Raw genomic sequence first — 14,859 nt, 5'->3', positions numbered from 1 at the left:
ACCGTGATTTGCTTACCTAATTCTTTTTAAATTTTTTCTAATATAATTTCCGTTTCTGCTTGACCAAAGCCAGCTGTTTGATCTAAACCTGACGCTAAAAATACTGTGTTGTTCGCTAAACGATGCTCTATCACCAAAGGTAAAATAATACGACTATCATTTTGAATAACTGCAATCCTATCTTCTTCTTTAAATCCTAATTTAGAAGCTGTTTCACTATTAAGTCCTACAGCAAGAGGCACTTGGTTTTTCAAAATTTCTTGCAATGGTTTTGAGCGACGAACTAAGTTATCTATTCGAACCATTGGCCATGGCGCCAAACGCGTTAATTTAAAATTTTCCTTCTGAAACCTAAAAGTATATTCAGTATCCAGTGTAAAATATGAATGTTGCATTTCGATTTTCTTCTCTATATTCCATACAAGTTCTGGAACAACTAAAGAGATTTCGTGACGTATATCCTGAATTGTTCTATAATCAAAACCTGATAATTCAAAATAATTACCAAGTACTCTTAATATCTTCCATCCAACCTGTGAACTTCTTTCAGGTATACTTGCTGCTGAAAAAGATTGCAGGCGACCCTCAACATTCACAAAAGTTCCTTCTGTCTCAGAAAAAGGCGCCACAGGTAGTATAATATCCGAATAATTTTCCATTGCTGGATTAGTAAATGTTACCAAAGAAACAACAAATTCAGCATTTCTTAACGCTTTCATAGCTGCCGCAGGGTAAGCAGCATCCAAATCAAGCTCTAAATTTAATATAAAATAGGCTTTTAAATGTCGTTCCATAAGCATTGCTTTTGCATCAAGTCCCATCTTAATTAATTGTTTACCTGCGGGCCCTCGATGGGGTATTGCGCCTACTAACCAAGCTCCAGCACTATTTGCTCCTTCGGTAAGAAATCCAACACTCGCTCCACTCTTTTGTCCAATAAATTGAGCAAGCGCTCTAATAATAGAAGCATTCTCATGATGTAACGCATGTTCTCCTAACAAAATAGCAACTTTTTCAGACTTCTTTAAAATGTCCGCAATTGTTTTCGCTTTCGATTCCTCTTCTGAAAAAAAATTCCCTATAATTTTAGGAGTTATGAAATTAGCTCCTAACACTTTAGCAACTTGAGCTAAAGCATTTGGTAGTTCTTTAGGCGAAACAATGATTTTTTCCTCCACAGAAAAAATGAAAGGAAAGTCCATAGGATTAATAGCTAATACCTTAATTCTTTTATGGCAAGCCTTATTAATTCTGTGACTAATTAATGGTTGCTCAAAACGAATGTTAGATCCGATTAATAAAACAGCATCTAATTTTTCAATTTCAGCAATAGAAATTCCTAAGCTAGGAAAAGTCGAAAATTTATCTTGATCACGAAAATCCTGCCAACGTACTCTGTGATCAATATTAAAACTTCCTAATCCTCTCAACCATTTTTGAAACAAGTAAAGTTCTTCAATCGAAGCGCTGGATGATAAAAGTCCTCCTAACTGATCCACTCCATTTTTCTTAATGATAACTTGCGTGCGATCCTTAATAATTTGAAAAGCTTCTTCCCATGAAACTGTTATCCATCTCTGCTCCTTTTTTATTTTAGGTTGATAAATACGTGATGAGTGATAGAGCCCACAATGGCTAAAGCGATCGCGATCGCTTATCCAAACTTCATTTACTTCTTCGTTTTCACGAGGAACAGAACGCATAATGTCACATTGAGAAGCAGTATCTTTGTGCCGACTGTGTAAAAAAATATTACTACCTACACAATCATGAGGCGCTATAGTAGGAATTTCATGTAATTCCCACCCTCGCCCCCGATATCGAGCTGGTTTATCTGTCAATGCGCCCACAGGGCAAATGTCGATAATATTTCCAGACAATTCGGATATCAAGAAATTTTTAATATAAGTTGATATTGAAACCTTCTCGCCACGATTGATTACGCCAAGCTCAGGAAGTCCAGCAATTTCTTCTCCAAATCGCACACAACGAGTACACTGGATGCAACGAGTAATATCAGTCTCAATTAAAGGACTAATATTTTCGCTAAATACAACTCGCTTCACTTCTTCTTCATAACTGGAGTGTGATCCACCAAAACCCATTGCTAAGTCTTGTAATTCACACTCACCCCCTTGATCACAGATAGGACAATCCAACGGGTGATTAATCAAGAAGAGTTCCATTATAAAACGTTGAGACTCTATAGTTTTTTCAGTCCTAGTAAACACCTTCATACCAGTGATAACTGGAACTGCACATGCAGGAAGCAATTTTTGGGATCCTTCCACTTCAACCAAACACATTCTACAGTTAGCTGCAATAGATAATTTTTTATGATAACAAAAACGTGGTATATAAATTCCCATCTTTTCTGCGGCTTCTATAAGAGAAATTCCTGTTTCTACTATCGTCTTTTTATTGTCTATTTCAAGTTCAACCATACATCTATCTATTGCGTCTTAGTAAATCCTTATATTTCACACCATACATTTTCCATGTTGTATATGATATAAAAACTCATCATAAAAATGCCTAAGCATTCCACTAACAGGCCATGAAGCTGCTTCTCCAAAAGCACAAATAGTGCGACCTGCAATACCTTTCGCCACTCGGCCAAGTTGCATTAAATCCCTCTTTGTTCCTTCCCCTCTTTCAATTTGATAAACCAAGCGATAGATCCATCCTGTGCCTTCTCGACAAGGTGTGCATTGCCCGCAAGACTCACGCATATAAAATTTAGAAATACGTTCCAATATCTGCACCATACAAGTAGATTGATTCATGATAATCACTCCACCTGAACCTAGCATAGATCCTGCTTCTATGATTCCATCAAAACTCATAACGACCTTCATCATAATATGTGCTGGTAATACAGGCATTGAACTACCTCCAGGAATTACTGCCTTTAATTCACTACCACCTAACATACCTCCAGCTAACTCTAATAGATCAGCAAACGGAGTACCCAAAGGTACTTCGTAATTTCCTGGTTTTATCACATGTCCACTTACGGAAAAAATTTTGGTTCCACCATTTTGTAATACTCCCAAATCAGCAAACCATTTCCCCCCTTTTTCTAAAATCACTGGTATAGAAGCAAAGGTCTCCGTATTATTGATAATGCTTGGACATCCATACAAACCAGAATTAGCTGGAAAAGGAGGTTTAAACCTAGGCCATCCTCGTTTCCCTTCTAAAGAATTTATGAGTGCCGTTTCTTCACCACAAACATATGCACCAGCACTACGGTGATTATAGATCTCAATATCAATTCCTGAATTCAAAACATTCTTTCCAATTAGCCCAGCATTTCTCGCTTCTAATAACGCTTGTTCGCACCGATTAAAAGGCTCCCAAAATTCACCACGTAAAAAATTATAACCAATCTTTACCCCAAGTGTATAACAAGAAATTGCTATCCCTTCTAATACTTGATGAGGATTAAATCGTAAAATATCGCGATCCTTAAACGTTCCAGGTTCGCTTTCGTCAGAATTACAAATAACGTATTTTTCTTTTTGATTATTACGTGGAAAAAACTCCCATTTTAGTCCTGTCAAAAATCCAGCACCCCCTCTACCACGTAGGCAAGATATTTTAATTTCATTAATAATCTTTTCAGACGGTGTTTTTTCTTTAAGTAGTCTTTGTAGCACTTTATAACCCCCAATCTTTCTATACGATTCCAACGTCCAAGGCTCAGGTAAATGCAAAGTGCGATAACAAACCATATTACGCAGTATTGATTTTTGATTCATTTTTCAATGTTTCAATTATAAGTAATATCTTTTCTGGTGTTAGATTTTCATGATATTCACGATCATTGACTTGACATACAGGAGCTCCTCCACAGGCGGCTAAACACTCTACACTTTTCAAAGTAAATAAACCGTCTGGAGTAGTCTCGTCAAAATCGATTGACAAACGTTTTTTAATGCATGAGGCAATTATATCACTTCCACGTAAAAAACAGGATAGATTCTGACAAATTCCAATTTTATGTTTACCAATCGGTTTTAAGTTAAACATATCATAAAAAGTAACCACTTCATAAATCCATATTTTCGGTAATTGTAAATAATCTGACGCAGCATTCATCAACACTTCACTCAACCATCCACCATTCTGTTTTTGTAAAAATAATAACACCGGTACAATAGCTGAGCGTTTTTGATCGCTTGGATATTTTGCTATCCAGCAATCAATTTCGTTGTTTATTACTTCACCAACAATAGAAAGAATCGGATTATTTTCTTTTTTCATCAACGATCTATCTCGCCGAAAACGATATCAATACTCGAAATAATGGCAACCAAGTCAGAAATCATATGTCCTTGACACATTTCGTTTATTGCAGCTAAATGAGGAAAACTTGCTGCTCGTACCTTAATGCGATACGGCTTATTAGCCCCATCAGAGATGAGATACACTCCAAATTCGCCTTTTGGTTGCTCTACGGCCGCATAAGCCTCCCCTTTGGGAACAACATAACCTTCAGTAAATAATTTAAAATGATGAATTAATGCTTCCATATCGCGTTTCATAACCTCACGTTTCGGTGAAACAATTTTTTGGTCGTCTATCATTACAGGGCCGTAATTTTTACGCAGCCAATTTACACATTGACGAATAATGCGGTTTGATTGACGCATTTCTTCAACACGTACCAAATAACGGTCATAACAATCACCTTTACTCCCAATAGGGATATCAAAATCCATTTGATCATAAGCTGCATAGGGTTGTTTTTTTCTAAGATCCCATGCGATTCCAGATGCACGTAGCATCGGTCCAGTAAAACCCAATTGCAAAGCCCGTTCCGGGGAAACAACTCCAATATCTACGGTACGCTGTTTCCAAATGCGATTATCTGTTAACAATGTCTCATATTCATCCACTAATTTAGGAAATTTCTCAGTAAAACTCCAAATAAAATCTAACAAAGAGCCTTCTCGAGCCTCATTTAATTTTTTGACTTCTTTTTTGTTATGCCAATACGAGGGCTTATATTTTGGCATACTATCTGGTAAATCACGATAAACACCACCTGGACGGTAATAAGTAGCATGCATTCTCGCACCAGACACAGCTTCATAACAATCCATTAGATCTTCTCGTTCACGAAAACAATAAAGAAAAACAGTCATTGCCCCCATATCTAATGCATGAGCACCTAACCATAACAAGTGATTTAATATACGAGTGATTTCATCGAATAGCGTTCGAATATATTTCGCACGAATGGGTGGTTCGATTTTCAGTAATTTTTCAATTGCCAACACATACCCATGTTCATTAGACATAGCCGACACGTAGTCCAAACGGTCCATATATCCAATTATTTGATTATAAGGTTTGCTTTCTGCTAACTTTTCTGTAGCACGATGCAGTAAGCCAATATGAGGATCCACACGTTGAATCACTTCACCATCTACTTCGATAATAAGCCTCAATACACCATGAGCTGCAGGGTGTTGTGGTCCAAAATTAAAAGTAAAATTACGAATCTGCGGCATACCTCATCAACTCTTTTTTTCCTTATAATATCGATTATCAGAGCGAATGACTTTTGGTACTAATACTCTCGGTTGAATACTTACAGATTCATAAACACAGCGCTGTTGCGCTGCATCGTAGCGCAGCTCAACTTCTCCAATCAGTGGGAAATCCTTACGAAATGGATGACCTATAAAACCATAATCGGTCAACAATCGTCTTAAATCAGGATGACCATCAAACACGATCCCAAATAAATCAAAAGCTTCTCTCTCATACCAATTCGCTGCGTCCCATACCTTAACTATAGAAGGCACTCTTGGAGGATCACTATTAATATAAACTCTTAATCTTAATCGATAATTATGACGTAACGATAATAAATGGTAGACGACAGCAAAGCGCGATTTCCAGCAACTTACTCTCTTGTTCATATTCTTTTGAACACCACGAGAAAATCCTGTATTCGCTGTTTTTTCAGTACGCCATTCACTGATACCATATTGTAAATAGTCTACACCACACACATCTGATAATATCTCGAAATGAAAGTTCAATTCCTTTCGCAAAGCCGTACACACTTCAAGAAGAGAAGCGGGAAGTAATTCTATTGTAGGGATATCAGATTCATTGTCTACATTCTTTATAAGAACTGAGAAGCGATTTTTAAGGGTTTCAATTAAAATTTTTCTATTAGACATTTTCCCTTCTTATTCTTAAAATCTTTTCTTTTGAATACACTTTGATGTCGAACTTTGTTTTTCAACTGTATAATACCGTAAAGTAAAGCTTCCGCTGTAGGAGGACAGCCTGGTACATACACATCAACCGGTACAATACGATCACAACCACGTACTACTGAGTAGGAATAGTGATAATATCCTCCTCCATTTGCACAAGAACCCATGGAAATTACCCATCGGGGCTCAGCCATCTGATCATAGACTTTACGCAATGCAGGAGCCATCTTGTTGCACAACGTGCCCGCTACTATCATCACATCAGATTGACGAGGACTTGGACGAAACAAACCCGCTCCAAATCGATCTAAATCGTAGCGAGAAGAAGCACATTGCATCATTTCAATCGCGCAGCATGCAAGTCCAAACGTCATAGGCCATAAAGAACTACTACGAGCCCACTGAACTAAATCGTCTATCGATGTAAGAAAAAACCCTTTCTGTTTAATCATTTCTTCATTATTTATTTCCATTCTAAAGCTCCGCGCTTCCATTCATAAATAAACCCAACTGTTAAAATAATCAAAAAAACTATCATCGCTAAAAATCCCAGATGACTAATATGTCTCAAAACAACAGCCCATGAAAGTAAAAAAGCAGTTTCTGAATCAAAAATAATAAAAAGAATAGCCACTAAATAGAAACGAACGTCGAAAGGTAAGCGAGCGTCTTGAAAAATTTCAAAACCACACTCATAAGGGGATAATTTATCTCTATACGGTCGTCGAGGTCCTAAAATCCAACCTATAATTAAAGCTAGCGCCCCAACAAAAGCGCTCATTCCAATAAATACTAGAATTGAAAAATAATTCATCAACATTCGACTATTAATTCACTCTGCTTTATACAATTTTAAAAAATTACTCTAATCCCTATAAGTGCTGAATGTACACTAAATAATTATAATAATAAACCCACAGTGCCGAAGGTCGGACTCGAACCGACATGGGTATTCTCTCCCACTGCCCCCTCAAGACAGCGTGTCTACCAATTCCACCACTTCGGCCGCTCGTTTATATAATGTACCACCTTTTTCTATAAAGCAAAGATACTCTCTATTTACCCTATATTCAGAATTTTTAGAGAATCAAAAGCATCACAAATTTCCTGTCTTATTATTACCAGGTAGCAAGATAACAGAAGAACGTTTATTTCCTGTACTTACATGGCGTGATGCCATATAACTCAACCCAATACTTGTACAAAAAAAAGCAGCTGCTAATATAACAGTCACTTTTACAAGAAAGGACGACATTCCCGTACTTCCAAACATAGTGTTAGAAGAAATACCTGCACCAAAAGCAGAACTAGTAGTATCTGTTCCCCCGCCATGTTGCAGTAATACTAACCCAACTAAACAGACCGCAAAAAACACGTGCATGATTAATATAATTAATTGCATTGTTCCCCTATTCTCAAAAATTGTTCTGCCAGTAAAGAAGCACTTCCCACTAAAGCACCGTCAACATTTGATACTTTAAATAAATCTTTTGCATTCTCTGGTTTTACACTACCACCATACAAAATTCGAGTACTTCTGGCTAACATAATATCATATTGCATTAATTGTTTCCGAATAGCAGCATGGATCTTCTCCACTTGAATAGGAGGAAGAATTTTACCAGTTCCAATAGCCCACACTGGTTCATAAGCAATGACAATACCGTTTAATGAGATCTGATTATTATGCATGCGCAACACAACTGCAAGTTGTTTATGAATGGCTTCTGTAGTATTTTTCTTTTTATACTGTTCCTCAGTTTCCCCAACACAAAGTATTGGGGAAATTCCACTTTCTAAAGATTTCCTTACTTTTTTAGCTACAGTTTCGTTTTTCTCATTGCACAGCTTACGCCTTTCAGAATGACCAACAATAACATAACGACAAAAAAAATCTCGCAACATTTTTCCCGACACTTCACCTGTATACGCTCCATCTTCATATTGGGAAATATCTTGAGCTCCCCAAGATATTTGGGTTTTCATCAGTACATTCTTACATTGTGGAATAAAAACATAAGGAGGAAAAACAGCTAACTCTGCCGTTGTTATGCGATTACATCCACGCCTCAGCCCTTCCAATAACTCAGAAACAGTTTTGGAAGTTCCATACATTTTCCAATTTCCAGCTATCAATGGACGTCGTCGAGCCAACAACTTTTCCTTTTCTACCAAAAACCAGTAATTGCAGTACAACGGAGTGGACGGGACTCGAACCCGCGACCCCCGACGTGACAGGCCGGTATTCTAACCAACTGAACTACCACTCCTTACAAAACAAAGAAGAAGCAGATGGTAAAACAACAACGCAGATCTCTCTAACTACTTTGCTTACATAATTTGCATTTAGTTTTCTAAAGACGATGGGTGCTGGGGGACTCGAACCCGCGACATCCGCCTTGTAAGGGCGACGCTCTACCAAACTGAGCTAAGCACCCACAAATAAAACAAACTACTTTTCTACACCAACACACCCTCTTATTTTCTAAAATAAACGAGTAGCACGGAAGATAACGGATATATCAGGATTAATCAAGTAATTGTTCTTCTTTCTTTCAACGCATCTTTAAGCTTTTTTCCTGCCGAAAATCTTACCACTGTCCTGGCCGGAATCCGTATAGGTTCACCCGTTTGCGGGTTTCGTCCCATTCTAGCTGAACGCTGACCAACTTTAAAACTTCCAAAATTAACTAGAATCACATCCTTGCGTTTTTGTAAGGATTTCGTTACAGATTCGATAAAGGCATCGAGAGCTTGCGTCGCTGCATTTTTTGAAATATCAGCCGATTTTGCCATAACTTCGATAAGATCATTTTTATTCATAAATTTCCTCAATTTTTACCGATTAATAGTTGGGCATTACCCTTCTTTCTCAGTACCTCAGGTTATCAACAGCTTTCACCTACTGTCAAGAAAGTAAAGTTTATTTTTAAGAATTGTAAAAATAAAAGTAACACCTGCTCTTTAGAGAATTTCCAAAAAAAATATCCTTATAAAATTAAATTGCTATGAAAAATTTGAAGCGAAACTATATAGAAAATTAACTTAAATTAATTATCCTCTACTGTTACACAGCGTCCATATTTAATAATAGATTACCAAAATCACAACTAGCACCAATTGCACTTGCCACATATACCTATTCCTGAATCAGGCGGTGTATTATTTTACCCACCTAATACATCAATCCACCAATGAGAGTAGCATTTTTTATTGGATTTACAATGCTTCCTCATTTTATTAAATACACTTCACTAGTAGAAAAAAGAATTTTCCAGCAGTAAAATATCAACTTAATTACCAGAAAAATCTACGACGTATAGCCAATTTTTAATGAAGCAATGGTATCTTTTAAATTACTATTACCAGGCAACAGGTATTATTTGTCATACGAGGAAAAGTTAAATGTACATGAAATTCACGTTAACCATTACTCGTCAACTCTATATTTTCATCACGGACACGCATTATTAAAGATTTTGCGTATAATTTTAAAATTCCATTATCAATTAAAACAGGTTTTTGCGTTATAATTCCTTCGTTATCCACGTTTAAAAAACCTATTCTATCTAGAGTTGTTCCATCATCTATTATTGTGTATAGAAAAGAACAATTTTTGCCGATTCATTTTCCTACTAAAACAAAAATTCAGAATCATCTTCTACGCTTTTGATTAAAATTATTCTAATTTCACTTTAATTTATAAAACTGAACGAAGACGTATCTAGATTAATATCAATATAAAGATTAATTAGTAAATCAAACATTAGATTTAATACGTATATTAATAAAAGTAAATTTTTGAATAATATAGCTAAATGCCTTTCTAAAGAGATACGTAAAATAATTTCATGTTGCCAAAACAGGGATCTTTTATTTTTTGCAATTATATTTTCGATGAGTAATAGTGATTTTTATATTATTTTGGAAATATCTATTATTTCGCTTATAGTCCAAGACTTTGTTCTAAAATAACGCAATAAAACCCAGTCACTAAATAAATATTTTTAAGATTTATTCTATTTTTCTGGATCAAACGCCTGTGAATAAAACTAAAAATAACAATTCATATAGTAAACGGTAAATCAAATTTAACATATATTGTGTTCTATATCGATGTTTACTATAAAAATCATACAGCATTGTTGCTTTCTTAAGAATTAATCTATCGTATGTAATTTCAATATAGCAACATTCCACCTCGTGGAATACCAATACCACCTAGTCATCAAATCTAATTGTTTTAATGCGAATGAATCTTCAAAAAATGCTTTTGAAGCTTTATCTATTCTAACATTGGATTTCAATTGTAACGTTCCTCTTAAAGGAGTTATCTCTACCGAACCAGATAATTGTGATCCTGCTAGCAAACTATCCCAAGGTCGAAAATTCAAATCGGTAAAAGTTACTCTTAAACAATAATAAGGCTTTTCTTTTCTTGTAAGGTACAATACACTAAATTGATGTAACTTTCCAAATAGCTGTGTTTTTCGATATAATCTCTTAAATTTTCTTGGGTGATATCCCAGTTTCTCAAAAAGTAAGCAGATATCTTTACTAAAAAGAGACCTGATTTTTTTTAGAATCGTATGCATTGTATTTTTAAAAATAACACGAATTTTTGGATTATATTTTAGCCATTGACCTTTTTCTACAGTCTGGAAGAAAATGTGATTACCTAGTAATCTCCAACCATTTACATACGCTTTCCAAAGTAAATTAGCTGATATGCAATCAAAAGATAACAGACACTTTTCTTTAAGAGTTAATCGAACGTGATTACCTACTATCAAGCTTTTTAAAGATTTAAGAATACCGTTATGAAATTTCACCCATAACTGTATTTTTCCTTTTCCAGATGATATTGAAAAATTTTTGAAATATTTTCGTAAAAACAAACTATCTACTAATTGTTTAAAAACTATATTCTTAATTTTAATATAAAGGTTGATATTGTTGGGAACAACGGTGATAAAAAACCAAAATCGTGTTGGAATTTTTTGTGACAAATCCCCCACTCCAATTATCCGATGATATAAAGTCCCACCGCTTACTGTGACATATAAATTTTTAATTGACACTACACTTCCTCGAAACGTACAATAATTAACATTAGTTGCTTTTGCTATAACGTTAGATTGCTTTGATACCCATAGCAAAATATTCTCTACACTTTCTAGATTCGATGACATGCGTCCATTGCAATCGGTAATTTTTTTCCCAGCAAGCAATTTTTTGATGTCTATTTCAGAAACATTAAATTGAGCCCCAGACAGTACTAAATACCTAGGCGATAATTTCCAATGAAATAAGCTGTATAATAAATCAATATTAATATCAAGTTGCTCGATCTGAAAAAGCGATTTTTGACATGTTGTAGGATTAACAATAAAAACATTTTGAAAGCCAATAATAAAATTAAAGCCGCACCAACTAATTTGAACACCACTTATACGTACAGATTGATGTAAAATACCACTTATCCATCGTATAAAAAAATCACGTTTATAATTAAGGATTGAGATTGTTAAACAAACGATGTTAATTAATAAAGAAAAGAAGACTACAACACTTACTATCATCGTTAATAACCATTTTCTACACCATCGTATTAAAGTTTCAAAATTCATCATGATATAAAGCAAATTTACGTTGATAGTTATGTAAAAAAGATCGACAACACAGCCATAAAAAAGTTGTGCTTACAAGAGATATCCAGTGCTTGCCAATTGGCAAAGTAGAATTTGTTATTTTCATTATCCAGTATTGTAATGTAAGGTTTATCGCCGTAGCTATTAAAATTAGTATTGTTTGTTGCCACGTAGCAAGATTATTAATAAAGATTCGAAAACGACCAAAGAAATAAGAAAAACAAACAAAGCTTAATGCGTGTTGTCCCAACACGGTCCCTGTCAGTAAATCAAGTAAAAGACCCACTACAAAAGCTATACCGATACTTACTCGATGAGGAACGGTAATAATCCAAAAAAGAAGAATTATAAAAATCCAAGAAGGCTGATACCACACAGTCCATATAGGAAGAGGTAGAATAGTTACAATCATTCCTACTAAAAAAGTGAATCCTATTAAAATGCTTAGTTTAAAATGATGATTTTTCATGTTTTATTTATTAAAAATAAAGATATTAATTTGTTTTTGTATTATGCATTTTTTACAAATATTATTTTATATATCGGAAGGCCAGATCATTAGTACTTGTTGTAATTGATCTAAACGTGCTGATGGCCGTAGAATAATTTTAGTAAATCGCTTGGAAGAATTATACGTCATTACATCGGTTACTGTCCCAACTGGATATCCCACTGGATAGCGTGACCCTAACCCAGAAGAGATAAAAAGATCACCTTTTTTTATATCGTTGGTATAAGGAAAAATATTAATCACCATTAATTTACTAGAACTTCCCATACCAATTGCAACAGCACGAATACCGTTTCGGTTGTTTTGTACAGGAATGGCACTTTTTGGATCTGAAATCAACATAATTTCACTAGTTAATAGATTTGCATCGACTACTTGCCCAACAATTCCATTGACATCTAAAACAGGCTGTCCTATATAAATATGCGATCGCAATCCTTTATCAATTACAACTTTCTGAAGATTGGGATCTAAATTTATAGATAGCAACTGTGCAACAAGAACTCGAGAAGTATTGTGCATTTGAGAAGTAAACTTCAATAACTTTCGTAATTGAACGTTTTCTCTTTGAATAAATAAAAATTTTTGTAATTTTAATTCTAATAATTGCGCATGAGCACGCAGATACATGTTTTCTGTTATCAATTGTCGTTGAGTGGCAGTATTTGTAGAAATCCAATTAATTATCTTAATTGGTGTATCTACTACATATTGAATGGGTAGTATAATTAATGACAAATCATTTCTAATTTTATGAAAAAATTCAGTTTTGTAATCAAAAACAATTAATATAACCGACAGTCCTACGTAAGAAATAGCTCGCAATGCAGACACTGAAGAACGTTTAAAAATTGATTTAATAATAATATCCTCTTCTTATTTTGTCCTACACTTCTGTTTCAAGATACTAATCTCGTGAAAGAAATTCTCTATCCATCGATCGCATTAATTCTAAAGCTCGTCCACCTCCGCGAACTACACAAGTAAGCGGATCTTCTGAAATTACGACTGGTAAACCAGTTTCTTCCATTAAAAGCCGATCAATATCTTTTAATAAAGATCCGCCGCCTGTAAGTACCATTCCTCGTTCTGCAATATCAGCTGATAATTCTGGAGGCGCTTGCTCTAGAGCCCCACGAACTGCACCAACTATACCTGACAACGCCTCTTGAAAAGCCTCAAGAATCTCATTACTATTTAAACTGAAACTACGAGGCACACCTTCTGCTAAATTTCGACCACGTACTTCAATTTCCTTAACTGCGTTATTGGGAAATGCCGTACCAATTGCGTGCTTAATACGTTCTGCTGTAGTTTCACCAATTAATGCTCCATAGTTTCGACGAACATAACTAATAATAGCTTCATCAAAACGATCTCCACCAATACGTACAGATTCTGCATACACAATCCCACTTAGAGAGATAATTGCTACTTCGGTGGTTCCACCACCAATATCCACCACCATAGAACCACTAGCCTCTTCAACTGGCAATCCAGCACCCATCGCTGCTGCCATTGGCTCTTCAATTAAATAAACCTCACGAGCTCCAGCTCCTAAAGCGGATTCTTTAATCGCACGACGTTCCACTTGAGTAGAACCACAGGGAACACAAATTAAAACCCGAGGGCTTGGTCGTAAAAAACGAGTTTTATGAACTTTATGAATAAAATACTGCAACATTTTTTCAGTGACATGAAAATCGGCAATTACACCATCTTTTAAAGGGCGAATTGCAAGAATATTACCAGGAGTACGACCCAACATGCGCTTGGCCTCTACCCCAACAGCTGTAACAGTTTCATGACCACCACGTATATCTTTTCGAATGGCAACTACCGATGGTTCGTTCAAAACAATACCGCCTTGTTCAACTACATAAATTAAAGTATTGGCTGTTCCTAAATCAATAGAAATATCACTCGAAAAAAGGCCGCGCAATTTGTTTAACATGAAGGTTTTCCTGCAATTTAGACTAAATAACTTTATAAAACGAATCCACTTTAACTGAAAATTATATTGGAAGAAAGATTTAGAAAATACTTAATCTATCTTTCAATCTACTTTAGCTGCTGAAAATTGTCTTCTATTGCTAATCTCCTGTATAATCCTATCTCTCCAAATATTCATTAGTAGAGATGTAGATAAAATGTCTAATGTAGAAAAAATTGATATTAAAAAGACTGCAAATCTGGCAAAACTTATCGTTTCTAAAAAAGAACATCAGTCAATTAAAAGGACTGTAAATGAGATTCTACAGCTTATAAAAAAAATAGATCAAATCGATACTACATATATTCAACCCCTTACACATTTCTTTGATAAAACACAATCGTTAAGAAAAGATATTATCACTGAAACAAATCAACGTGAGTTATTCCAAAAAAATGCTCCTGAAATAGCAAATGGACTTTACATAGTTCCTAGGACCATCGACAGAGAAAAATAAAAATT

The 14,859-nt window shown here is 35.1% G+C and carries 16 protein-coding genes and 3 tRNA genes; 1 reads left to right on the top strand and 18 read right to left on the bottom strand.

Annotated elements, in window-relative coordinates:
* Positions 1 to 26 precede the first annotated feature (26 nt).
* The 18 genes from nuoG to Z664_RS00635 form a co-directional block, all read right to left on the bottom strand.
* A complete protein-coding gene (gene nuoG, locus Z664_RS00715; protein WP_039669833.1) occupies positions 27 to 2,444 on the bottom strand; it encodes an NADH-quinone oxidoreductase subunit NuoG in 2,418 nt (805 codons plus the stop codon).
* A gap of 36 nt (positions 2,445 to 2,480) precedes the next feature.
* Complete coding sequence (gene nuoF / locus Z664_RS00710; RefSeq protein WP_084588745.1) at positions 2,481 to 3,749, bottom strand: NADH-quinone oxidoreductase subunit NuoF; 1,269 nt, start codon at positions 3,747 to 3,749, stop codon at positions 2,481 to 2,483.
* Entirely contained in the window at positions 3,739 to 4,269 is a 531-nt protein-coding gene (locus Z664_RS00705) for an NADH-quinone oxidoreductase subunit NuoE family protein (RefSeq protein ID WP_039669831.1), read from the bottom strand. The genes nuoF and Z664_RS00705 overlap by 11 nt, the downstream gene beginning before the upstream one ends.
* Entirely contained in the window at positions 4,269 to 5,522 is a 1,254-nt protein-coding gene (locus Z664_RS00700) for an NADH-quinone oxidoreductase subunit D (protein WP_039669830.1), read from the bottom strand. Before Z664_RS00700 ends, Z664_RS00705 begins: the two co-directional genes overlap by 1 nt.
* Before the next feature lie 6 nt (positions 5,523 to 5,528).
* Positions 5,529 to 6,203: an NADH-quinone oxidoreductase subunit C gene (locus Z664_RS00695; protein ID WP_039669829.1), complete on the bottom strand. Its 675-nt coding sequence runs from the start codon at positions 6,201 to 6,203 to the stop codon at positions 5,529 to 5,531.
* Complete coding sequence (locus Z664_RS00690; RefSeq protein ID WP_052246310.1) at positions 6,182 to 6,715, bottom strand: NuoB/complex I 20 kDa subunit family protein; 534 nt, start codon at positions 6,713 to 6,715, stop codon at positions 6,182 to 6,184. Before Z664_RS00690 ends, Z664_RS00695 begins: the two co-directional genes overlap by 22 nt.
* Positions 6,706 to 7,062: an NADH-quinone oxidoreductase subunit A gene (ndhC, locus tag Z664_RS00685; protein ID WP_039669828.1), complete on the bottom strand. Its 357-nt coding sequence runs from the start codon at positions 7,060 to 7,062 to the stop codon at positions 6,706 to 6,708. The genes Z664_RS00690 and ndhC overlap by 10 nt, the downstream gene beginning before the upstream one ends.
* Positions 7,063 to 7,162: 100 nt before the next feature.
* A tRNA-Leu gene (locus tag Z664_RS00680) sits at positions 7,163 to 7,248 on the bottom strand.
* Between the two features lie 90 nt (positions 7,249 to 7,338).
* Positions 7,339 to 7,644: a preprotein translocase subunit SecG gene (gene secG / locus Z664_RS00675; RefSeq protein WP_052246309.1), complete on the bottom strand. Its 306-nt coding sequence runs from the start codon at positions 7,642 to 7,644 to the stop codon at positions 7,339 to 7,341.
* Positions 7,635 to 8,438, bottom strand: coding sequence for a triose-phosphate isomerase (gene tpiA / locus Z664_RS00670; protein ID WP_230206114.1), 804 nt, complete (start codon positions 8,436 to 8,438; stop codon positions 7,635 to 7,637). Before tpiA ends, secG begins: the two co-directional genes overlap by 10 nt.
* Positions 8,439 to 8,512 (bottom strand) — tRNA-Asp (locus Z664_RS00665).
* A 94-nt stretch (positions 8,513 to 8,606) separates the two neighbouring features.
* Positions 8,607 to 8,680, bottom strand: a tRNA-Val gene (locus Z664_RS00660).
* A gap of 94 nt (positions 8,681 to 8,774) precedes the next feature.
* Positions 8,775 to 9,065, bottom strand: coding sequence for an HU family DNA-binding protein (locus tag Z664_RS00655; protein WP_039669827.1), 291 nt, complete (start codon positions 9,063 to 9,065; stop codon positions 8,775 to 8,777).
* 600 nt (positions 9,066 to 9,665) lie between these two features.
* A complete protein-coding gene (locus Z664_RS03120) occupies positions 9,666 to 9,833 on the bottom strand; it encodes a metallopeptidase TldD-related protein (protein WP_256380073.1) in 168 nt (55 codons plus the stop codon).
* A 569-nt stretch (positions 9,834 to 10,402) separates the two neighbouring features.
* Positions 10,403 to 11,875 carry a YhdP family protein gene (locus tag Z664_RS00650; RefSeq protein ID WP_156962722.1) on the bottom strand — a complete coding sequence of 491 codons (1,473 nt, stop codon included), beginning with the start codon at positions 11,873 to 11,875 and terminating at the stop codon, positions 10,403 to 10,405.
* The gene (gene mreD, locus Z664_RS00645) at positions 11,862 to 12,362 is read right to left on the bottom strand and encodes a rod shape-determining protein MreD (protein WP_039669825.1); all 501 of its coding nucleotides are present in this window, start codon (positions 12,360 to 12,362) and stop codon (positions 11,862 to 11,864) included. Before mreD ends, Z664_RS00650 begins: the two co-directional genes overlap by 14 nt.
* Positions 12,363 to 12,428: 66 nt before the next feature.
* A complete protein-coding gene (mreC, locus tag Z664_RS00640) occupies positions 12,429 to 13,256 on the bottom strand; it encodes a rod shape-determining protein MreC (protein WP_256380072.1) in 828 nt (275 codons plus the stop codon).
* 55 nt (positions 13,257 to 13,311) lie between these two features.
* Positions 13,312 to 14,358, bottom strand: a complete 1,047-nt coding sequence (locus tag Z664_RS00635) for a rod shape-determining protein (protein ID WP_039669824.1) — start codon at positions 14,356 to 14,358, stop codon at positions 13,312 to 13,314.
* A gap of 196 nt (positions 14,359 to 14,554) precedes the next feature.
* Between Z664_RS00635 and gatC the strand changes: the two genes are divergently transcribed.
* On the top strand, positions 14,555 to 14,854 hold the full coding sequence (gene gatC / locus Z664_RS00630; protein ID WP_039669823.1) for an Asp-tRNA(Asn)/Glu-tRNA(Gln) amidotransferase subunit GatC: 300 nt from the start codon (positions 14,555 to 14,557) through the stop codon (positions 14,852 to 14,854).
* The last annotated feature ends 5 nt before the right edge of the window (positions 14,855 to 14,859 follow it).

Source organism: Coxiella endosymbiont of Amblyomma americanum (genome assembly GCF_000815025.1).
GTDB lineage: Bacteria > Pseudomonadota > Gammaproteobacteria > Coxiellales > Coxiellaceae > Coxiella.
The sequence above is the reverse complement of the archived record's forward strand: the minus strand, read 5'-3'. Positions and strand labels throughout refer to the sequence as shown.